This window comes from Microbacterium sp. CSI-V, from assembly GCF_001984105.1.
In the GTDB taxonomy this organism is placed as follows: domain Bacteria; phylum Actinomycetota; class Actinomycetes; order Actinomycetales; family Microbacteriaceae; genus Microbacterium.
Genome location: NZ_MTQM01000007.1, coordinates 200,765 through 218,158 on the forward strand (window position 1 = coordinate 200,765; position 17,394 = coordinate 218,158).

Below are 17,394 nucleotides of genomic sequence, written 5' to 3' on the forward strand. Positions count from 1 at the left end.
GCAGCTCTCCTATCTGCTGCGCCAGACGCGCACCTTCGCTCTCGGTTTCGGGGGCGACCAGCCAGCGGCGAGCGAGTCGCGCACCGCGGCGTTCGCGAGGATCGAGCACATCGCGAGGTCGATCTTCTGCGTCTCGTTCGGCTTCCCGAGGATGTACTTCTGACCGGGCTTCGCGACCTTCTTCGCGTTGCCCATGTGCAGCTCCGTGATGGGGCACCCGTCGTTCGTGATGCGCCCGTTCGCGAGGTCCGCCTCGAACCGGCGGATCTCGTCGTACATGCGGCTGACGGAGTTGGTGGGCCACTCGATCACGTGCTCATCGCCATGACGCAGCGCCCACGTCTCGATGTCGGTGTTCCAGTCCTCCGGGTCGCAGTACATGCGCACCACCACGAACCGGTCGAACAGCTCGTCGACGGCAACATCGACCTCGCTGTGCGGGATACGGTCGCCGTGCTCCTTCGGATCCCAGAACGTGGGGGTCTCGAGGTCCGGTCCCCACCGCGGGGTGAACGCATACCCGGTCATCGTCTGGGCGCGGATGCCGGTCCAGTCGTTGTTGATGCTGCCGTCTAACTAGAACCCGATGCAGATGGCAGTGCCATCCGGCGGGTTCGGCAACCACGGTCGCTTCGTCGCCTGCATCGGGAACCTCCTCACCTGCCCGCAGGGGCACTCATGCAACTACGCGCCCCAGCGAGGCGTACGCGCCTTCCCACACCCCTTCGGGCAGCCACGTGCCCATACCGCGCACGAGCTTGTTCCCGTAGAACCGTTCCGCCTGCGCCGGGTCTTGCTCCAGCAACTCCGCGGCCTCAGCCTCGATCGAATCGAGGTCGACGTGCGCGGCACCGAAGTACACGAATGCGTGGATCTTCCGGCGGTCGCGCTTGTTCTTGTAGCTGAGGTTCTTCGGCGGCTGCCGGTAGAACTTGAACAGGTCAGCCGCGCGCGACTCGTACGTCGACCGTGCGGTGGACTCCTCAGCGGGGTCCCACGTGTTCGTCAGCTCGATACCGCGGCCACCCATGCCAGACGTGCCACGACGCATCGTCTGCGCCGTACCCATCAGCCCGTTCGACTTCGTGTAGATCCCCGTCTCGTCCTGAACGAATCCGGTGGTGGGGTTGCCCAGTCGGGACGACTCCGCAGAGGTGACCTTCTCGATCACGCCGTCATCGCCGATGCGCATGAATTTCTCACCCACACGGATGCGTTCGCTCAGCGGTCCCCGGAGGACCATCTGCTGCAGCGGACGCCACGTGTTGTTCACCTGATCCTCGGACGTCGCCATGAGCTGGATCAGCGGAGTCGGCCAGGGCATGCCCATCGGCTCGCCCGGCTCGTACTCGTACACGAACCCGCACTGACAGCCGTACCGCGCGCAGTCGTAGACGTCATCGTCGCCCGCCCACCCGGCGAACAGGTCCGGGCCAAGCGCCATCACCGCAGTCTCGGCCGCAGCCCACGGGCTCTTCCCGTACTTCTGCGGACCCACCACGAGAGAACGCCGGTACGCGAACGCCTGGTTCTTGATCGGGTCCTCGGGGCGCCACGGCGTCTCCGGGCGCACTCGACCGTGGTTCGCGGTGCACCACAGCTGCCAGTCCGACAGGATGAACGGCTGCCCCTTCCGGAACCCATCAGGGATCGGAAGATGCCACGCCATCCAGTCCGCCTGCAGGTAACCCAGCGTCGGCCACGTGACCTCGAACTCAGCGATCTGCTCCGACATCTGGCGACGCCTTCAGCCTTCCTCGCGATGACGGCACCTGACGCTTCGCAACCGCCGGTCGAGACGCCGACACCGTCGGGGCCTGCACCGGGTTCGTCGAGATCCGCAGCCCCGCGCTCAGCAGGACCCGGTAGTTGAGCAGCAGTTCGTTCTCCTGCCGCATCAGCACGCTCAAGATCGCCGACTTCGAATCCGGATCCTCAGCCTTCACCGACGTCCGCACATGGAACGCGACCGGCCGGAACAGAAGCTGCTCCTCCCACACGATCGCCTGCGGTTTCCGCCACATATCCGCCCACACCTCGAGCTCACGCTCCGACGCCTCCGACAACGGCCACTCCGGAACCGGGCCCGTCCGCTCCTTCGGCAGCGTCCGGATCGCACCTGCCTCGATACGCACTGCCTCCGACAGAGACGACGTATCAGGGGTACGCCCAGCACCCGCACGAGGACCACCACGAGGCATCCGGCACCCCCTCAGAAAACTCTTTGATTCCGGAAAGTTTGCGAGCCACCTCCCCGGCGGTCCTGGCTGAGGGGGGCCTTGGGGGGCCTCCCCCCACCCCCTTTGGGGTCGTCTCGGGGGCTGGTCTGGGGTGGTCGTGGGTGGGGCTGTGCGGCTGTCTCAGGCCGTGTCGCTCGTGGTGTGTGTGATGTGGTGTTCGAGGTCCTTCACGCGTTGTGTCCAGTGCGTGTGGCCTTGGTGGAGGCCGGGGAGTCGTTGGGTGAGGTCTTGGCCGCGTTCGGTGTTTTCGCGGTCGTGGTCGCTCATGTCGGCGTACTCGGTGAGCTGGGCTTCGAACATGGCGACGAGCATCTTCGCGGTGACGAGCTGCTTCGCGGGGTCGCGTTCGGGCTGGGCGTTCATCGGTGTGATTCTCTCTGCTGGTGAGCGGTGCGGCCGCCTTCGCTGCGGTTGCAGGCTTCGTGTTCGGGTCCGCGGTATCCGGTGCGGTCGGGGGTGTGGCCGAGGTCCCACGGCTCGCCGGGGTGGATGAACGGGTCGTCGGGTCGGGGGCAGTTCGGATTCGCGCATCGGACGCGTCCGGTTCGCACTTCGATTTCCCACGCGGCCCGGGTGCGTTCGTGTTCGGGCCCGTACCCGCGTTGCTGTCTCGTGCCGCGGCGGCGTTCCTGCTCGCGTTGGTGGAGTGTGCAGCGTGTGCCGGTGGTGAGGTTCGGGCAGCCGGGGTGCGCGCAGACCTTTCGGGCCATCAGGGGCGCACCTGGTACCCGGCGCGCATCAGGCGGGCGGTGATCTGACCGGTGAGGTCGCCGATGGCGTAGGCGAGGGGTTCGTGGTCGCCGAGGAGGTAGGTCCGTGCTCGAGAGTTCCATCCCGTCACGTTGTCGGTGAGGAAGAACAGTGCGGCAGCGTGCGTGGATTCGTGCGCGATCGTGCGAGTGGTGAGCTGCTCGGTCCAGAGCCGCATGACGACGATCGGGTACGGGTCGGGCTTCGGCCACCACCACCCGCCACGGAAAGCGACGCCGCCTGCTGTGTCCTCCTGGACCGGTATGCCCCTGTGCGCGGCGTGCGCGGCGGCGAGCTCTTGGCGGTCGGAGTAAATCAGGACCTGCACCTGTCGACGGTGGCCGGTCTGGGATGTCGCGACCCGGAAGCGGTGCTCGAACAAATCGCGGCACCTCCGGGGTTAGTCGTAGGAGCGGACGATCGACGGGAGGTCGTACTCGTCGCGGCAGCAGAACACGAGCGCCTTCTCGGATTCCCACGTGCGCTTGCAGTGGGGGCACTGGTACAGGCCGAATGCTTCGAGCTCGTCGGCGGTCATCAGCCCTCCAGCATGTGGGTGAGGTCGACGACAGTCGCGCCGGCGGCATGGAGGGTGGGGGTGTGCTGGTGACCGTGGTGGGCGCAGTACGAGAGTGTCCCGCCGTTGGGGAGTTGGACGTGGATGTAGGCGCGGGCGTTGCACTGGTCGCAGGACACGAACGGGTCAGTCATCGTCGTCACTGAGGTAGGCGGAGACGATGTCGCAGCACACGCCGATCGACACCTCACCGCAGACGGGGCAGGTGATCCAGGAGAACATCAGCGCTTCGGCTCGATGAACCAGAACTGGCGGGCTTCGATGCCTGCCCCGGACGGGTGCGGGTCGTGGATAAGTCCGTCCGGTCCCCACACGACGACGTGCTCGACACCGCGGGGTGACATGCCGATCGCGAGGCAGAGCCCGTCGACGTCGGCGGCACGCCGCGGGCGCACGATCAGGTCGCGGCCACCCAGCCAGAGCATGAACGCCTGATACCAGGCCCCCGGTGCGTCGAACAGGGCGAAGTGCGGGACGGCTTCGGTCGGCAGGTCGAGGAGTGACGCGACGGCGGAGCGCATGCAGTCGCCCGGGATGCCGCGCGGGTCGTTGACGAAGATCGTCTGCGTGTGGCGGATCATCAGTCGTCCCCTCGGGAGAACAGCCAGACGAGCGCGTACGGTGCCCACCGCTGCACGGTGATGGTGAGAGCAACCCCAGCGGCCAGGCCGGTCAGGGTGAGGATGGTGCGCATGTCGACTCCGTCGTCGAAGGGTGTGAGAGGCGCCGCCTGTAGGCCTGAGGCCAGGGGTCGGCGCCTCTCGTGGGTCGGTGCAGTTGCCCCTCCGCGAGATGAGACGCGGTCCTGGGGGCACTTGAGGCCGGGAATCACGGCCCGTGAACACCGAGCGTTCGCCCGCCGGCCTGACTCGGCCCCGTGCAAAAACTCCTGCGCCGGGTCGCGCTCCAGTACCAGGCCGCACCTTTGAGTGACTCGGTGGCGGCGGACGTTCATGGACCCAGCGGTGGGGACGAGCGGCACGGGCGGCTGTTCCAAGGCGCGCCAGGTGCATCGTCGGCTCGAACTCCCCACCGTGGGAGCGGGTGGCACGACAAAGGCCCCGGCGACCTGGTCAGGGTCTCTCTCGGGGCCTTTGTCGTGTTCCTGTCCTGTTCGACAGGTTTCTCTGATCTTGAAGTTAGGGGCGGCAAACGGGAAAGAGAGTCTAGGGCCGGTAAACGCGGCGTGTCGGGGTGTCAGGTTGCCCCTGGCGTGTCGTGTGCGGCTTCCTCGCGGCGTTTCTCGGCGCGGATGCGTTGCTGGACGATGGGGTCGTTCTTGAGCTTCTGACGCCACCAGGAGAGCAGCACCCGAAGCTCCACCACCCGCACCCGTTGCCCGTCCCGGAGCGCCCACATCATCGGCATGCCCTGCATCCTCCAATGGCGGATGGTTCGGCGCGACCGGTGGACGCGTTTCGCCGCTTCCCTGTAGGTGAGGAGAGGCACTGGCTACCCGCTCGGTTCTGGAGACGGATGCACGGGGCATTCGCGTGGGCGGACCCCGCAGACGCAGACGACAGCCGTGTGAGCCTGGCAGCCGCACCACTCGTGCGAGCAATCCCAGACGCAGGTGCATCGCGTACTCATCGTCACGACGTACCCCCAGACGACGGAACACTCGATTCGGTCGTGACGATGCCAGACCTACCTCCGTGGTGCTCCATGCGGTGGGCGTCGGCGGCATCCAGGGCCTCACGCATCGTGGCGTAGTCCGGTTGTTCGGTCTCCGAGTCGTTCCACCAGCAACGTTCGACGGGGCAGGTGAATCCGAATACTTCGGGTTCGGTCGGCGCGGGAGCAACCGGGGCGTCGAACCCGAACGCGAAGTAGTCGCATGCCTCTCTCGCGAGGCTGTGGATCCGGTTGAAGTGCGCCTGCGGCGATTTCGCTTTCTTCGCCATGAACACCTCCGTTGAGATCTCACTTGCGATCGCGGTGAGGCGCTCCTTGGTCTGCGGCTTCATCGCCGGATCCCTTCCGCTTGCTCGGGCTCCTGCACACTCGATCCGGTGCCCGACGTGACTCGCATCGACGGGCGGTCCGGGTCGGCCGTCGGACGCGGTGGGCGCGCGTCGTACGCCTGGATGTCCTCCCACGCCTGATCGAGGTCGGCCTCGGCGTGCCAGCCCAGGTCACCCGCGATGCTCGCGAGCGCCGCCAAACGACTGTCGGCGTCGCGGGCGTTCAGCACGAGCTGGTGCGTGTCTGCCGGATTGAACGGCGAAACGTTGGCCAGGTTGTAGAGGCGGCTCGACAGCCAGTTGCACATCTTGGCGCGAGAAGGTCGCTTGCTCATGCCGTGCTCCCGTTCGTGTGGTTCCACCCCATGCGGTCCTGGGTGCGGGACAGGGCACCCAAAGCCACCGGGTCGGGGGTGGGCTCCTGCGCACTCGACTCGAATGCGGCGATGCACGCGGCGATCGCCACGACGAGTTCACCCATGACGTCCTCGACGTCGGGGCGGACTCCTTCTCGGATCATGTGCGCGGGTATCTCCACCGATCCGTTCCGGTAGAAGGCCGTCAGGTCGTCGCTCCGCAGCACACGCCCCCACGAGTGCGAGTCGTCGGCGTACACGGTGACGTCGTACGGCTTCACGTGGTGTGCACCGTCCTTCCCGCCGTGTACGACGAATGTCCCGCTGATCCGCCCGTGCTGGTAGGTGAAGATCCGCCAGAAGCTGCTCATGTCCTGCGCTACGCCGCTCATCGCGTGCCCCGTTCTTCGTGGTTGGTGAGTTCGGTCATTCCGTTGGGTGTGCGGAGCATGCCGGCCATCCCCGCCTCGATCTGGTCGGCGAGGTCGTCGTACTCCGCAGCCCAAACGAGGTACGTGTCGGCCATGCGCATCGCGACGCTCTGACGGACCTCGCTGTTCCCGTAGTGGTATCCGGTGAACCGGCTGGGAAGCCCGCACGTCGCAATGCGATGCAACTCCCGTAGGTAGGCCGCCTCGTCGCGGGCGGCGCGCGCACGCTCTCGCTCGAGCTCGTAGGTGTGGATCGTCATCGGTTCTCTCCTTCGTCCTGTCTCTCGATGAACGTCTCCCCGCACGACCGGCACAGGCCCACACGAAGCACTCCCCCGCCCTTCACGTCCGTGTAGTCCCACTCGACCCGCCGGCGCCCGCACGTGTCACACAGCGTCGGACGCGGGTGCGGGTGGATGCCGTGAACCGCTTTGAGGCGGCGGACGGTGGAGAACAGTTCCCGTTCGTCCTCGACAAGCTGCAGGGTGTACGCGGCCGGGGTGTGGTGGATGAGCCAGCCGACAGTGAGCAACGCCGCGTCCTTCGCCGCCCCGGCGGTCGTGAGCGCCCCACCAGCGAGGTCCGGGGCATCCTCCCGGGACTCGGGTGCCTGCTCCCACACGGTCGCCGCGTACCCCGTCAACAACCCCCACAGGTACTGGGCGTCCCTCGTGAGGGTTTCGTCGATCGTGTCGCCCAGATCCCGGTGCTCATTCCCACCCGTGATCTGCAGGCGGTCGAACCTCGACCCACCCCTGGACACCCCGATCGTCGGCTGAGCAAGAGTGACGAGCATGGCGAGGACGTCGGGGATCTGCCCCAGGTGGTGCTCGAACTGGTGCACCCACCGGCGGTAATCGCGATCCGCCTGCTGCTCCGACGTAATACCCAGATCGGTCACGTCAGCACCTCGCATCCGCAGGCACCGTTCAACGCCCGCTCCATGAAGCACACGCCACACACGGGACGGGGTTGCGGGCACTGCACATGCCCCCACCCACCCTCACGCTTCATCACCCTCGTACCGGCCGGGAACGTCTCCTCACACTCGGGGCAGAACCCCGGATGCTGAGCCTCGATCACCGCGCTCATGCTGCGGGTCCTTCGAGGTCGAGGAGGTCGAGCAGGCCACCATCCACAGGCGTCTGCGCGATCGGGTGGAATGTGGGCACGGAGTGGAGCCACGTGACGGTGTGCGTCGGCTGCACGTCGCCGCCGGTGAAGAACACCGGGAACAGCGCCAGGACGTGCTCTACCCACGCGGGCGGGCAGCTGCGCTTGATCGTGAGCCAGTTCGGGGCGTACGCGTCGCCGTCGAGCATCTCCGCCCGGCAGAACGCGACGTCGCGGCCCGCGATCTTCTCCGACTCGGTCCAGAACTGCACGTACCGGGTCCCGCTGTCGGTGACGCCGGCGAGGATGATCGGCTGCTCGGTGGTGTTCATGCTCGTGCCGCCTTCCGCAGCTTCCGCAGTTCTCGTTCGGACTGGCCACCCCACACGCCGTACCGTTGGCCGGTGCGGAGGGCGTAGCCGAGGCAGTCGGCGATGACGGGGCAGTCGTTGCAGACCTGCTTCGCCGCGACGGCCCGGTCGCCGTGGCCTTTCTCGGGGAAGAACAGGTCGGCGTCGACCTGGGCGCAAAGGCTGTCCTGCATCCACGGTTCGGGGGTGATGAGGGATGCGGTGCCGGACCATTGCACGTGCGGGTGCACGTGGGTCACAGGGATCAATCTGGTCCATCGGTCTGTTTCTCCTGCTGCTTGATCTGCTCGATACGCGGCCTGACAGTCCTCGCAGTGAACGTCGGGCCAGTCGGCGGGTTTCGTGGTCTTCCGGCCGCAGTAGCCGCGGCCAGGGGCACCGGGCGCGCACACCCGGGATGACTCCGTGGTCACGTGCGCTCATGGGACCGGCTGTCCGGGCTGGAGGTGGCGTTGGCGGCGCGCCATGCGGCGATCACCCGGTCCACCTCGGACGGCATGAACCCCGGCACCGCGATCTGACCGAACTCCGTGATCGGCGCCGACGAGAACCCCAGCCCCCGGAAGTGCTCCAGGTCCTTTGCTGCCTCGGGTGCGGTGAGGTCGCGTTCCTCGTACTCGACGCCCGCGGCTTCGAGACGGAACTTCACCATGCGGCACTGCTGGCAGGCGGGCTTCGTCCACACGATCACGGCGCTCATGACCGCACCCCCGGTGCTTCGAGCGGGCCAGGGCAGGCGGACACCCGAACCGCGTTGCTCGTCGCCCGGGTCCCGCAGCGCGAGCACACGGGATCTCCGATCTGCTCGCTCCATCGCCAGTTGTGACTGAGCACGTTCGAGATGGATTCCTCAACTTGACGGCCGAGGGCATCGACCCGCTGGTCGATGTCGAACGCGTGTTGTGCGGTCCTGTGCGCCCGCTGCACGCCCGATTCCCCCGCAGCCTTCTCCGCATCCGCCGCGGCCTGGATGAGCTGCTGTGCGAGCGCACGCGCCGTCTCAGGCAGCATGTGGGTGCAGTGACCGTCCGGGGTGGGGAACGTGAGCAGTTCCACCTCCCCGTCATCCGTCCAATCCGCCTCAGCGATCGGAACCGTCTTCGACTCCTGGAGGATCATGCGGACGCCTCCCCGGAGTAGACGGGGGTCGCGACGAAAGCCTCGGACTGTTCGAGCCCCAGACCTTCCGAGACGTCAGCGCGCAGTGCACCGGTCTCCGGGTTGAACACCCAGAGCGCGATCGTGCCGCCGTTCTTGAACGGCTGGGGCTGGGACATGGCGATGAGGTTGGCGATGCGCTGCTGCTCGACGAGGGCGAGCGTCGCGTGTATCTGAGCCGCTCCGATGTACAGCGCGCCGACCGCCGGATCACCGGTGTTCGGGTGCTGGCTGAGGTCGGCGAGGCGAAGAGCCTCGGTGGCGTGGTCGATTCGTTCGGTCATTCCTTCGTCTCCTCGATGTCGATCCCGGCGCGCACAAAGGCACGGACGGCATTGCGGCGGTCGGCGCGGATCTGCGTCGCCGGGTTCTTGTACTCCGTGCTGTCGTGCTCCAGCGCACTCGCGCCAAGCGACAGAGCAGCGATGTGGTTCGCCAACCGGAGTTGCGCGGTGAGGTCGTCGATCGCGTCGACCTGCGTGCGCCTCGTGTTCGTTCCCATATCCCCTGATCCCTCTCCTAGAACTCGCCGGCCGGTTCCCACGGCCACTGCTGACCGCGCACCAGACGCGGCCACGATCGGGCGTCGCGGTCACCGCGCCACCTCACGAGCGAGTAGTGCGCCCGCCCGTTCACGAACCCGTCCTTGTCGCGACGAAGACCCAGACCGAACTCCGGCCACCCGAGAAGTGCCGAGGACCCACGGGGCCGCAGCTCGCGCTCCCCCGACGTCGACCGGGCATGGCCGGCGTGGACCTCGATGAGCATCGCCACGTCCCGCTCCCGCAGGCTGTCCAGCGCACGGAGCACCGGCTGCACGTCGTCGTCGTTGTTCAACGACCCTCGCGCCATGCGGTAGAGCGGTCCGAGCACGAGGAGGTCGGGCTGCGCCTCGTCCATCCACTTGTGCACCCGGCCGAGGTCGGATGCCGTGGTCAGGTCCATGACGTTCACGCAATGGAGCGCGACGTTCCCCCGCGGATCCCGCACACCTCGTTCCAGCGCGCGCTGCGCGAGGTCGCGAGTCGCGCGCCGCCACTGCCGCTCGCTGTTCTCCGCATCGACCACCAGCACCCGAGTCGGCTTCATCGGCTTGAACGCGAACGGGTGAATGCCAGCCGCCGAGAGAACCGCGAACTGCCGCATGAACGTCGACTTCCCGACACCCTCCGCGGCCGACAGCATCAGCCGGTCCTGCCGCTCGAGCACCCCGGGGATCACCCAGTCGTACGCGTCGTCCTCCTCGGGCACGTCGAGCACGTCCTGCAACCAGCGGACGTGGGCGTCCTCAGCGCCAACCGCAGCACGGTCGCGGAGCTCGTGAAGCTCGTTCAGAGCGGAAGCCAGGCGGACACCCGGCTCCCCTCCCCCGACCTGCAGGCGGTGCCCGATCTCCGTCAACCCGCGCACGGTCGACGCATCCTTCACGATCGCGGCGTAGTAGCCAGAGCTCGCCGCAGTCGGGACGACCGACGTGAGCAGGTGCACGTAGTCGGCGCCGCCGGCACGGGACACCTCACCCGTCTTGATCAGCTCATCGGAGACGGAGATCACGTCGACCGGCTCACCACGCCGGTGCAGTTCGGTGATCGCGTCGAAGATCAACTCGTGCTTGGGGACGTTGAAGTCCCCCGGCCGCAGCATCGTCAGCACCTCGGCGCACGCCTTCGGAGAAAGCATCATCCCGCCGAGCACCGACTGCTCCGCGAGCAGACCCGGATCTACATGGGCGGGCCCGTCGGCGTACGGATCCTCCGGCGGCATCTCGTCGAACTCGCTCACGCGGTCACCGCCCGCGTAGCCCGCGCAGCGAGTCGGCGCTGGGCGTCGAGCGCCGCACCGTCCACTGGCAGCGCGTTGCCGAACTCATCCGTCGGTGCGGCCAGCGCGGCACGGATCCGGTCGACGTTCGCGCGCACGTGCCCCGGCTCGAGATACACGCCGGGACGCTCACGGCGGTGCATTACGACCGCCTCGGACGCCTCCGCGTAGCCGAGGTCACCGATCAGCCCGTGCCAGTACCGCAGCGTCGCCTCGTCGACCCGGCGGTTGTCAATGACCTGCACCTCAGCGAGGAGCGTGCCCGTCTCCGTGACGTTCACGACGCACGCCCCGCGGCTTCGTCCTCAGCCTGCAGCCGACGACCTAGCTCGATCACCGAGGCCGCGCGCTCCGCCGGCGCCGGCGCCCGGGAGGCTTTCCGCTTCGCCTGAGCGACGAGGGTCGAGAACTTGTCTCGCAGGGTGGACATCGACCGGATGTTCGCCGACCAGAACTCGTCCGACGTCGACCAGCGGATCATCCACTCGATCTGCTCGGCGGAGTACCCGTCGAGACGCATCAGCCGGTCGCATGCCGACCACCACGTCTGGCCGACGACACTGACCTTGTGGCCGTTCGCGCGGACAGCGTCGGCGAGCATGTTGCTCAGCCGAACGACTTCACTCTCAGACGTCGGGAGGACGTCGACGACGTCCGACGTTGTTACGTCTGTTACGTCTATACGTCTATAAGAGGAGTGGTCGTCGCTGATGCCACCTTTCGACGGCTCGGATGCCACCTTTCGCGTCGCTGATGCCACCTTTTCGACAGGTGGCAAATCGCCACCCTTGCGCCACGGGACGACGATCGCGAACTCGTTCGGCCTCGCCCGCGACCCCTTCACCTGCTCGACCAGACCCCGAGCCCGAAGCCGAGCGATCACCCGGATCGCGGTGCTCCGATCGACACGCGCCTTCCGGGCGAGACCCGAGTAGGTGAGGTCGTCGTCGTCGGTCATGAACCGGCAGCGACCCATGTCATCGGCGACGTCGGCCAACGCGAGCATCAGGATCATGTCGTTGCCCGACAGGTCTGCCGTCTCGTCACCGTGCCATACCCAGCTCGACACCTTGACGCTCATGAACGACCACCGCCGACGCGGTTGTAGACGGGATTCTCATCGCGGATCGCGGTGTCCTCCGCGTCGAGCGCGAGTCGCTCATTCGCGAACCACTCGACTTCCTGCCGGTGGACGTCGCTCCACCAGATCCGCTTCTCATGCTGCTTGCGCCTGGCGTCCGGGTCGATCGCCTTACCGACGTACAGCAGCCGACCGTCTTCGTCGAAGAACCGGTAGACAGCGCAGCGGCGGGCGCGTGCCACGAGCCGATCGTTGGGAATGTCAGCCGGGATCGGCTCGTCGGGCAGGTCACGCACGCGCTGCGCCTCACGCAGAGCGGCGGCCATGTCGAAGTCGCTGTCGATCAAGTCGATCGCGACCATGATGTAGTCACGACGGTCGAAGCCGCGGCACCAGCCGATGCCGTTCTCCCCGAATCGTCCACCACTCATTCGTGCGTTCCTCTCGTTGTGGCTGCCGACAGCAGCCCGATCTCTTCCGCCCACTGGTCCCACTCGGGGCCGTAGACCTCCCGCATCCGCGCGTACGCGGCATCCGCGGTGATGGGGATGAACCCGCCCGTCGACGTGAGCAGGCACCACTGGCCGCGCGCCGCGTTGAACAGCGGCACGAGCCCCGGGTCCTTCACCCACGCGCGGACCTTCCAGCCGAAGACGAGCGCCCGCGTCTGGAGGTCGCGCTCGAACCGGCGGTTGCAGGTCGAGCACGCTGTCGCGAGCTCGTGCGGCGCCGGGCGGCGCTTGTCCCCACCCATGCCGACCCGCTGCCGGTGCTGCATCTCCAGCGGTGACGTCCGGGTCGTGCATGACACGCACTGCGACCCGTCCCGCAGGAGCACCTGACCGCGGACCCGCGGCGTCGGCGCGGCCATCAGGACCGCCCCATCTCGGCGCGGTAGGTCAGTTCGACCTGCTTCCCGATCGACTGCAGGCGACCGGTGTAATCCGCGAGGAGGTTGCCGACCCTGCGCGCCTCCTCCGCCGCGACGGTCGCACGGTCGTACGCGCGCCGCTCTTCGACGACAGCCAGCGTGACTCGCGCACTGTGCTCCCGCGAAGGATGCCCAGCGACATCGAGCACCGCCTGAGCCCGCGCCTCGTCCAGCTCACGCTTCCGCTCTCGCTTCAATGCCTCCGCCATCGCTGTGACCTTCGGCATCCGAGCTGCCCACCGTGACACCTCGACGAGCTGACCGATCACCCAGTCCGGAGTGCGGATGACCGCGTCATCCAGGGGGTGCGCGATCACACGGGCGTCCTCGGTGTAACCCTCGATGGACTCGACGTCGACGACCTCACCGTTCGGCCATGTCAGCGTCTCCACCTCAGCGAGATCGGTCATGCCGTCTTCCCCTTCCGCGCTTCAAGCGCGATCTGCAACTGCCGGTCCGGGCTGACCAGCCCCGACCACTTCTCCGGCCACAGCACCCCGCCGAACGTGTCCGTCCGCCGGTGCAGCCGCACCTCGTACGACCGCAGGTACTGGGCGAACCCCGCCGCCCACCCGTTCACCCGTCTCGCCTTACATCGAGGACCAGGACGGCCTCCATCTCCGGGCGCTGGTACTTGATCCGCTTGCCCGCGTCGGTCTCGACGGTGAAGCGGACGCGACCCTGATCGCCGGCGATCTCGACGACGCGGCCCTCCACGTCGGACACGCTCACTCGATCGCCGAGGCGCATCCGGCCGACGAAGATCCGACCGGGTACCGAACCGGCGAGGACCCGCCAGTCGACGTGATGCAACGCTCAGTGAGCGCCCGCTTCGAACGCGGTCCGTGCCCCGTCCGCATCCGAGACGACCCGCGGACCGTACGCGTAATCGACGGACGCGTCGTCGAGCGATGCGGTCAGAGCGTTCACGACGGCACCACCACGGGCGCGAGCTGCACCGCGAACAGGCGCGCCTGCTCGATCGACTCGAACACGTCCGACCGGGCACGATGCGGATTCGGATTCACCGGCTTCGAGTACGGCACACCGACCGCGTCGAACAGCATCTTCACCGCGGACAGGTCCAGGTGCCGGTGGTGGATCCGCTCGAGCGCCGCCTCGAACCCGGCAGCGTCGAGGAAGCCCCGGTCGAAGTGGACGCTGAACCCCGCGAGGTGCAGCGAATCGTGGTCCGGGAGCTCGTCAATGTCGGCCGCGAGGACATCGACGACACGGTGGATGTGCACCGGGGTCCCGTACGTCATCGCGGACAGCAGCCCGCTCTTCGTGTGCATGTCCCGCAGGAACACGTCGTCGCGGACCGCGGCGAACAGGTCACCCCACGTCTTCGGCTCGACGAGGAACGACCGCGGCGTGCCGATCACGTTGAACGCCTCGTCGGTGAACGCCCACGCCGCCTCGATGATCGAGTCGGACCCGGCATCCAGACCCGTGGTCTCGAGGTCGAGGAACAGGAACAGTCGCCCGCTCATCGCCCGGCCTCCGCTTCGATCTCGTCCTCGCACGACGGGCAGATCCCACCGTTCGGGTCGGTAGCTCCCGGCTGGCCGCACTGCACGCAGTCGTAGAGCGTCACCTCCGGCGTCACCGGCTCATTTGCCGCGCTCTCCCCGCCCTCCTGAGGTTCCGGGAGGGGGTCACGCTGAGCGGACCGCGTGCCGGGCTGCAGCGTCGGCGAGGCGCTGCCACGCGACCCGCGAGGAGCCGACTCGATGTCGAGGTGCTCCATCTCCTCCGTCACGTACAGACCCGACAGGTCCATCGGGAACGCCTTCCGCAGCGCCAGCGCCTCCGCACACTTCGCGAGCATGTTGTCGCCGCCCTTCTCCCACTGGGCGCCGAGGGTCTTCCGGCCGGTCTTCGACCCGTTCTGCCACTCGTCGTTCTCGACCTTGTAGGTGTCCCAGCGGGCGACCGCCGTCAGCGGCTCGTCGAAGTCCGCGCGGTACACCGTGACGCGGGCGGCCACGGGGTGCCCCGGTCCCACCCACACGTCGAACCACTGGTAGTCCTCGACCCAGACGATCGACCCGTCGCCCTCACGGACGATCGACCCGTCGATGTCACGCATCGGAGTGCGCGCCTTCGTCCCGTCCGTCCACTGCGCCTTGCTCTGCCCGCGGTACAGGCCCGAGCGCTGCGCGACGAGACGCATCCCGTCGATGGACACCTGGATGGTCCACTTCCCGCCGCGCTCGATCGCGTAGATCTGACGCGCGATCGGGTCCAGCCCGGTGCGCTCGCACTGCTGCAGGAACGCGACGACCGTCGACCGCGGCGCCGGCACGGGGTCGGCGTTCCGCTTGCGGATCACCAGCCCCGCGAAGTCGAGCAGCGCCTTCTGGTCTGCGGTCCATCCCGCCGGGTCGGCCGTCGTCGGCAGGGAGATCGCCTGCGCGGGGTTCAGCACCTCCACCGCGGCGCTCACAGCCACGCCTCCCCGGGTCGGTACATCTCGCCGATGACGAGCGCGTCCATCTCGGACTCACCCCGGGGCCCGTCCATCGCCTTCGCGACACCGACCGCGTGGAGGAACGTCGACCACACGTCATCCCCGCGCTCCATCTCGAGCACGTGATACCGCTCCTCCTCCAGATGGATCACCACGTGATCCGTGATCCCCAGGGACGACATCGGCACCTCACCCCCGGCGCCGTCGACGTAGAAGTCGGCACGCGCGTAGCCCTCGAGCTGCAGCGCCGTCTCCCCGTAGATCGCCTTCGACGTCTTGATGTCCGCGAGGAACACCCGCCCGGGGAACAGAGGGGACGTGAAGATCAGGTCGAACGTCCCCCCGTACGGCACTCCGAGGTTGCAGATCGCGGCCTCCGTGACGACCGGGACGACCTGCCACTCGTTCAAGAAGTCGACGTACCGGTCGACCTTCTTCGCGACCTCGTCGGGGATCCCCTCGACACGCTCCCCGTGCGCGAGCTTCTGCCCGAACGCGTGGACCGCGGTGCCCTTCACCGCAGCGGTGTTCCGGGTGCGCTCGTGCGCTCTCGACACCGTCTGGATGAAGTCCGAGTAGTTCGCCGTGGCGAGCTCGTCCTTCCGCTCCCACGCTGCCTTCGCAGCCTCCGAAGCGGCCCAGTTGATCAGCGCCGGCTTCGGCAGCCCGAGGCTGAGAACCTTCGTGACGGAGATGATCTTCTGCCCGTCGAGGAGGTAGCCGTGGTTCCGGCCGTAGTTCCGGCGGCGGAAGCGTCCAGCGCTGACACCGGCGATCGTCGCCGCCGAGGCGCGGCCGTCGAGCTCGTCGAGCATGTCCTGCGTTGCCTCGCCCATCAGTCCTCGTCCTCCATGTCGCCGAAGTCGAGCGCGCCCTCACCGGTCCGCGCCTTGTACTCCGCCGCCTGCAGCGCACGCGCCGCCTCCGCACGATCCGCGTCGAACAACGGCTCGATGTGCACCGGCGCGACGATCGGGTACTTCTCGTCCGCGACCTCGTCGTGCAGCACCTTCGGCACCTCGTACGTGACGATCGCGGTAATCCGCTCCCCCGCCTTCGCCGCGTCGATGAGACGCTCCTCACTGCCGAACATCCCGTTGCGTTCCGCCTTCGGCACCCCGTTCTTGAACGCGGTCGGCTTCAGTTCAGTGGTCATCGCTCTGATCCCTTCGTGGTTGGGTCGCTCGAGGTGCGACCAGTGCGTGCCACAGCGGATGCCGGACACGAGGCTTTGCGAGATGTGGAAGCGGGCCGCGATGGTCCGCTGATGGACGCCGGCGGCGAGGAGCTCGAGCACCGAGAGTGCGTCCGACTCGGTCAACCGGCTTCGTGGGTGAGCGGCGCCGCGAACATGGCGGCCGCGCGTGACTCGGTCCGCGGAGTTGTCCGCGTGCGTTCCGACGCGGAGGTGCGCGGGGTTGACACAGGGTGGGTTGTCACACGAGTGCAGGACGATGAGACCCGGCGGGACAGGCGAGCCCGTCGCCAGCTCCCACGCCACGTGCGTCGCGATGAGCGTCCGGCCCTTAGACCCGCCTTCGCTGATTGCGCCGTAGCCGCGGCGTCGACGAGGCCCTTCCCACTCCCAGCACTCGTCGGGCGCGCCGACCGTGAACATCTCGGCGAAGCGCTCGGCCAGCGGCAGACGGACGATGGTCATGACGCACCCCCGACCGGGGTGACGGTGACGTGCACGCCGGGCGCCTCGCCGTAGACCTTCGACGTCTGCACCTGCACGACCTGCGAGTCGTCGCCCCACACCTCACCCGAGTCGGTGATCCCGTCGAGCAGGGCACGTAGCAGCTTGTCCAGGTCTGGTCGGACGTGCGGGAACTCCCGCTTCACCGACGCCGGCCGGGCGAGCACGAACGACGCCTCCACCCGCACCGGACCCGCCAGCGCAGGTCGGTGCACCCACGTCGCCGCCGCCGCCTGTGCCACGGCCTCACGCCACGGCTTCAACAGCGCCGGGTTCTTGTCGACGATCACCGCACGCCCACCACGGACGTACGCCGTCTTCGACCCCTGCGGCTGCGGGACACCCGCAACGAAGAACACCCCGCTCACGGCCGCACCTCCCCGATGGGGCGGCGTCCGCGTCCCTGCTGCTCCTCACACATGTCACGAG

General features: G+C 67.7%; 33 protein-coding genes. All 33 read right to left on the reverse strand.

Features of this window, described 5'->3' with window-relative positions; genetic code table 11:
* Positions 1-9 precede the first annotated feature (9 nt).
* The 33 genes from CSIV_RS18245 to CSIV_RS05145 all read right to left on the reverse strand — a co-directional run bounded on the left by CSIV_RS18245 (position 10) and on the right by CSIV_RS05145 (position 17,333).
* The gene (locus CSIV_RS18245; protein WP_202969666.1) at positions 10-528 is read right to left on the reverse strand and encodes a terminase; all 519 of its coding nucleotides are present in this window, start codon (positions 526-528) and stop codon (positions 10-12) included.
* Between the two features lie 148 nt (positions 529-676).
* Entirely contained in the window at positions 677-1,735 is a 1,059-nt protein-coding gene (locus tag CSIV_RS18250; protein WP_077050310.1) for a terminase, read from the reverse strand.
* Positions 1,716-2,201 (reverse strand): hypothetical protein, encoded by a 486-nt coding sequence (locus tag CSIV_RS05000; RefSeq protein WP_175627558.1) that lies wholly within the window; start codon positions 2,199-2,201, stop codon positions 1,716-1,718. The genes CSIV_RS18250 and CSIV_RS05000 overlap by 20 nt, the downstream gene beginning before the upstream one ends.
* A 159-nt stretch (positions 2,202-2,360) precedes the next feature.
* A complete protein-coding gene (locus tag CSIV_RS05005) occupies positions 2,361-2,603 on the reverse strand; it encodes a hypothetical protein (protein ID WP_077050312.1) in 243 nt (80 codons plus the stop codon).
* A gap of 346 nt (positions 2,604-2,949) precedes the next feature.
* Positions 2,950-3,318, reverse strand: a complete 369-nt coding sequence (locus tag CSIV_RS05015; RefSeq protein WP_139340601.1) for a hypothetical protein — start codon at positions 3,316-3,318, stop codon at positions 2,950-2,952.
* A 72-nt stretch (positions 3,319-3,390) separates the two neighbouring features.
* On the reverse strand, positions 3,391-3,528 hold the full coding sequence (locus CSIV_RS18255; RefSeq protein WP_175627559.1) for a hypothetical protein: 138 nt from the start codon (positions 3,526-3,528) through the stop codon (positions 3,391-3,393).
* Positions 3,528-3,701, reverse strand: coding sequence for a DUF7455 domain-containing protein (locus tag CSIV_RS18260; RefSeq protein WP_175627560.1), 174 nt, complete (start codon positions 3,699-3,701; stop codon positions 3,528-3,530). The genes CSIV_RS18255 and CSIV_RS18260 overlap by 1 nt, the downstream gene beginning before the upstream one ends.
* Positions 3,702-3,788: 87 nt before the next feature.
* Positions 3,789-4,148 (reverse strand): hypothetical protein, encoded by a 360-nt coding sequence (locus CSIV_RS05020; protein ID WP_077050314.1) that lies wholly within the window; start codon positions 4,146-4,148, stop codon positions 3,789-3,791.
* 616 nt (positions 4,149-4,764) lie between these two features.
* The gene (locus CSIV_RS05025) at positions 4,765-4,935 is read right to left on the reverse strand and encodes a hypothetical protein (RefSeq protein WP_238592333.1); all 171 of its coding nucleotides are present in this window, start codon (positions 4,933-4,935) and stop codon (positions 4,765-4,767) included.
* 224 nt (positions 4,936-5,159) lie between these two features.
* Positions 5,160-5,534 carry a hypothetical protein gene (locus tag CSIV_RS05030; RefSeq protein ID WP_077050316.1) on the reverse strand — a complete coding sequence of 125 codons (375 nt, stop codon included), beginning with the start codon at positions 5,532-5,534 and terminating at the stop codon, positions 5,160-5,162.
* Positions 5,531-5,866: a hypothetical protein gene (locus CSIV_RS05035; RefSeq protein WP_077050317.1), complete on the reverse strand. Its 336-nt coding sequence runs from the start codon at positions 5,864-5,866 to the stop codon at positions 5,531-5,533. Before CSIV_RS05035 ends, CSIV_RS05030 begins: the two co-directional genes overlap by 4 nt.
* Positions 5,863-6,279: a hypothetical protein gene (locus CSIV_RS05040; RefSeq protein WP_077050318.1), complete on the reverse strand. Its 417-nt coding sequence runs from the start codon at positions 6,277-6,279 to the stop codon at positions 5,863-5,865. Before CSIV_RS05040 ends, CSIV_RS05035 begins: the two co-directional genes overlap by 4 nt.
* A complete protein-coding gene (locus tag CSIV_RS05045) occupies positions 6,276-6,578 on the reverse strand; it encodes a hypothetical protein (RefSeq protein WP_077050319.1) in 303 nt (100 codons plus the stop codon). Before CSIV_RS05045 ends, CSIV_RS05040 begins: the two co-directional genes overlap by 4 nt.
* Positions 6,575-7,162 (reverse strand): hypothetical protein, encoded by a 588-nt coding sequence (locus tag CSIV_RS05050; protein WP_139340602.1) that lies wholly within the window; start codon positions 7,160-7,162, stop codon positions 6,575-6,577. Before CSIV_RS05050 ends, CSIV_RS05045 begins: the two co-directional genes overlap by 4 nt.
* A 244-nt stretch (positions 7,163-7,406) precedes the next feature.
* Positions 7,407-7,763 (reverse strand): hypothetical protein, encoded by a 357-nt coding sequence (locus CSIV_RS05060; RefSeq protein WP_077050322.1) that lies wholly within the window; start codon positions 7,761-7,763, stop codon positions 7,407-7,409.
* A complete protein-coding gene (locus CSIV_RS05065; protein ID WP_274519541.1) occupies positions 7,760-8,041 on the reverse strand; it encodes a WhiB family transcriptional regulator in 282 nt (93 codons plus the stop codon). The genes CSIV_RS05060 and CSIV_RS05065 overlap by 4 nt, the downstream gene beginning before the upstream one ends.
* A 170-nt stretch (positions 8,042-8,211) precedes the next feature.
* A complete protein-coding gene (locus tag CSIV_RS05070) occupies positions 8,212-8,502 on the reverse strand; it encodes a glutaredoxin family protein (RefSeq protein WP_077050323.1) in 291 nt (96 codons plus the stop codon).
* Entirely contained in the window at positions 8,499-8,921 is a 423-nt protein-coding gene (locus tag CSIV_RS18265) for a hypothetical protein (protein WP_077050324.1), read from the reverse strand. The genes CSIV_RS05070 and CSIV_RS18265 overlap by 4 nt, the downstream gene beginning before the upstream one ends.
* The gene (locus CSIV_RS05080) at positions 8,918-9,244 is read right to left on the reverse strand and encodes a hypothetical protein (RefSeq protein ID WP_077050325.1); all 327 of its coding nucleotides are present in this window, start codon (positions 9,242-9,244) and stop codon (positions 8,918-8,920) included. Before CSIV_RS05080 ends, CSIV_RS18265 begins: the two co-directional genes overlap by 4 nt.
* On the reverse strand, positions 9,241-9,462 hold the full coding sequence (locus CSIV_RS05085) for a hypothetical protein (RefSeq protein WP_077050326.1): 222 nt from the start codon (positions 9,460-9,462) through the stop codon (positions 9,241-9,243). Before CSIV_RS05085 ends, CSIV_RS05080 begins: the two co-directional genes overlap by 4 nt.
* Before the next feature lie 17 nt (positions 9,463-9,479).
* Positions 9,480-10,742, reverse strand: a complete 1,263-nt coding sequence (locus tag CSIV_RS05090) for a DnaB-like helicase N-terminal domain-containing protein (protein ID WP_077050327.1) — start codon at positions 10,740-10,742, stop codon at positions 9,480-9,482.
* Positions 10,739-11,062, reverse strand: a complete 324-nt coding sequence (locus CSIV_RS05095) for a hypothetical protein (protein WP_077050328.1) — start codon at positions 11,060-11,062, stop codon at positions 10,739-10,741. The genes CSIV_RS05090 and CSIV_RS05095 overlap by 4 nt, the downstream gene beginning before the upstream one ends.
* Positions 11,059-11,862, reverse strand: a complete 804-nt coding sequence (locus CSIV_RS05100; RefSeq protein ID WP_077050329.1) for a MarR family transcriptional regulator — start codon at positions 11,860-11,862, stop codon at positions 11,059-11,061. The genes CSIV_RS05095 and CSIV_RS05100 overlap by 4 nt, the downstream gene beginning before the upstream one ends.
* The gene (locus CSIV_RS18270; protein WP_175627561.1) at positions 11,859-12,224 is read right to left on the reverse strand and encodes a GIY-YIG nuclease family protein; all 366 of its coding nucleotides are present in this window, start codon (positions 12,222-12,224) and stop codon (positions 11,859-11,861) included. The genes CSIV_RS05100 and CSIV_RS18270 overlap by 4 nt, the downstream gene beginning before the upstream one ends.
* A gap of 65 nt (positions 12,225-12,289) precedes the next feature.
* Positions 12,290-12,733 (reverse strand): hypothetical protein, encoded by a 444-nt coding sequence (locus tag CSIV_RS18275; protein ID WP_077050331.1) that lies wholly within the window; start codon positions 12,731-12,733, stop codon positions 12,290-12,292.
* Positions 12,733-13,203 (reverse strand): hypothetical protein, encoded by a 471-nt coding sequence (locus CSIV_RS05115; RefSeq protein ID WP_077050332.1) that lies wholly within the window; start codon positions 13,201-13,203, stop codon positions 12,733-12,735. The genes CSIV_RS18275 and CSIV_RS05115 overlap by 1 nt, the downstream gene beginning before the upstream one ends.
* Complete coding sequence (locus tag CSIV_RS18280) at positions 13,200-13,373, reverse strand: hypothetical protein (RefSeq protein WP_175627562.1); 174 nt, start codon at positions 13,371-13,373, stop codon at positions 13,200-13,202. The genes CSIV_RS05115 and CSIV_RS18280 overlap by 4 nt, the downstream gene beginning before the upstream one ends.
* Entirely contained in the window at positions 13,370-13,519 is a 150-nt protein-coding gene (locus tag CSIV_RS18285) for a hypothetical protein (protein ID WP_175627563.1), read from the reverse strand. The genes CSIV_RS18280 and CSIV_RS18285 overlap by 4 nt, the downstream gene beginning before the upstream one ends.
* 200 nt (positions 13,520-13,719) lie before the next feature.
* Positions 13,720-14,286 carry a hypothetical protein gene (locus CSIV_RS05125; RefSeq protein ID WP_077050334.1) on the reverse strand — a complete coding sequence of 189 codons (567 nt, stop codon included), beginning with the start codon at positions 14,284-14,286 and terminating at the stop codon, positions 13,720-13,722.
* A complete protein-coding gene (locus CSIV_RS05130; RefSeq protein WP_077050335.1) occupies positions 14,283-15,242 on the reverse strand; it encodes a RecT family recombinase in 960 nt (319 codons plus the stop codon). Before CSIV_RS05130 ends, CSIV_RS05125 begins: the two co-directional genes overlap by 4 nt.
* Positions 15,239-16,102, reverse strand: coding sequence for a hypothetical protein (locus CSIV_RS05135; RefSeq protein ID WP_077050336.1), 864 nt, complete (start codon positions 16,100-16,102; stop codon positions 15,239-15,241). The genes CSIV_RS05130 and CSIV_RS05135 overlap by 4 nt, the downstream gene beginning before the upstream one ends.
* Positions 16,102-16,926, reverse strand: coding sequence for an HNH endonuclease signature motif containing protein (locus CSIV_RS05140; protein WP_077050337.1), 825 nt, complete (start codon positions 16,924-16,926; stop codon positions 16,102-16,104). The genes CSIV_RS05135 and CSIV_RS05140 overlap by 1 nt, the downstream gene beginning before the upstream one ends.
* The gene (locus CSIV_RS05145) at positions 16,923-17,333 is read right to left on the reverse strand and encodes a RusA family crossover junction endodeoxyribonuclease (protein WP_077050338.1); all 411 of its coding nucleotides are present in this window, start codon (positions 17,331-17,333) and stop codon (positions 16,923-16,925) included. The genes CSIV_RS05140 and CSIV_RS05145 overlap by 4 nt, the downstream gene beginning before the upstream one ends.
* Positions 17,334-17,394: the final 61 nt, after the last annotated feature.

What these genes read in the sequence shown, in the direction of transcription:
- CSIV_RS05070 (WP_077050323.1), bottom strand. Translation starts at nt 8,502, where the DNA reads ATGAGCGCCGTGATCGTGTGGACGAAGCCCGCCTGCCAGCAGTGCCGC.
- CSIV_RS18245 (WP_202969666.1), bottom strand. Translation starts at nt 528, where the DNA reads ATGACCGGGTATGCGTTCACCCCGCGGTGGGGACCGGACCTCGAGACC.
- CSIV_RS05080 (WP_077050325.1), bottom strand. Translation starts at nt 9,244, where the DNA reads ATGACCGAACGAATCGACCACGCCACCGAGGCTCTTCGCCTCGCCGAC.
- CSIV_RS05115 (WP_077050332.1), bottom strand. Translation starts at nt 13,203, where the DNA reads ATGACCGATCTCGCTGAGGTGGAGACGCTGACATGGCCGAACGGTGAG.
- CSIV_RS05005 (WP_077050312.1), bottom strand. Translation starts at nt 2,603, where the DNA reads ATGAACGCCCAGCCCGAACGCGACCCCGCGAAGCAGCTCGTCACCGCG.
- CSIV_RS18255 (WP_175627559.1), bottom strand. Translation starts at nt 3,528, where the DNA reads ATGACCGCCGACGAGCTCGAAGCATTCGGCCTGTACCAGTGCCCCCAC.
- CSIV_RS18265 (WP_077050324.1), bottom strand. Translation starts at nt 8,921, where the DNA reads ATGATCCTCCAGGAGTCGAAGACGGTTCCGATCGCTGAGGCGGATTGG.
- CSIV_RS05060 (WP_077050322.1), bottom strand. Translation starts at nt 7,763, where the DNA reads ATGAACACCACCGAGCAGCCGATCATCCTCGCCGGCGTCACCGACAGC.
- CSIV_RS05020 (WP_077050314.1), bottom strand. Translation starts at nt 4,148, where the DNA reads ATGATCCGCCACACGCAGACGATCTTCGTCAACGACCCGCGCGGCATC.
- CSIV_RS05085 (WP_077050326.1), bottom strand. Translation starts at nt 9,462, where the DNA reads ATGGGAACGAACACGAGGCGCACGCAGGTCGACGCGATCGACGACCTC.
- CSIV_RS18270 (WP_175627561.1), bottom strand. Translation starts at nt 12,224, where the DNA reads ATGGTCGCGATCGACTTGATCGACAGCGACTTCGACATGGCCGCCGCT.
- CSIV_RS05000 (WP_175627558.1), bottom strand. Translation starts at nt 2,201, where the DNA reads ATGCCTCGTGGTGGTCCTCGTGCGGGTGCTGGGCGTACCCCTGATACG.
- CSIV_RS18275 (WP_077050331.1), bottom strand. Translation starts at nt 12,733, where the DNA reads ATGGCCGCGCCGACGCCGCGGGTCCGCGGTCAGGTGCTCCTGCGGGAC.
- CSIV_RS05045 (WP_077050319.1), bottom strand. Translation starts at nt 6,578, where the DNA reads ATGACGATCCACACCTACGAGCTCGAGCGAGAGCGTGCGCGCGCCGCC.
- CSIV_RS05035 (WP_077050317.1), bottom strand. Translation starts at nt 5,866, where the DNA reads ATGAGCAAGCGACCTTCTCGCGCCAAGATGTGCAACTGGCTGTCGAGC.
- CSIV_RS05025 (WP_238592333.1), bottom strand. Translation starts at nt 4,935, where the DNA reads ATGCCGATGATGTGGGCGCTCCGGGACGGGCAACGGGTGCGGGTGGTG.
- CSIV_RS05125 (WP_077050334.1), bottom strand. Translation starts at nt 14,286, where the DNA reads ATGAGCGGGCGACTGTTCCTGTTCCTCGACCTCGAGACCACGGGTCTG.
- CSIV_RS05030 (WP_077050316.1), bottom strand. Translation starts at nt 5,534, where the DNA reads ATGAAGCCGCAGACCAAGGAGCGCCTCACCGCGATCGCAAGTGAGATC.
- CSIV_RS05040 (WP_077050318.1), bottom strand. Translation starts at nt 6,279, where the DNA reads ATGAGCGGCGTAGCGCAGGACATGAGCAGCTTCTGGCGGATCTTCACC.
- CSIV_RS05100 (WP_077050329.1), bottom strand. Translation starts at nt 11,862, where the DNA reads ATGAGCGTCAAGGTGTCGAGCTGGGTATGGCACGGTGACGAGACGGCA.
- CSIV_RS18260 (WP_175627560.1), bottom strand. Translation starts at nt 3,701, where the DNA reads ATGACTGACCCGTTCGTGTCCTGCGACCAGTGCAACGCCCGCGCCTAC.
- CSIV_RS18250 (WP_077050310.1), bottom strand. Translation starts at nt 1,735, where the DNA reads ATGTCGGAGCAGATCGCTGAGTTCGAGGTCACGTGGCCGACGCTGGGT.
- CSIV_RS05135 (WP_077050336.1), bottom strand. Translation starts at nt 16,102, where the DNA reads ATGGGCGAGGCAACGCAGGACATGCTCGACGAGCTCGACGGCCGCGCC.
- CSIV_RS05140 (WP_077050337.1), bottom strand. Translation starts at nt 16,926, where the DNA reads ATGACCATCGTCCGTCTGCCGCTGGCCGAGCGCTTCGCCGAGATGTTC.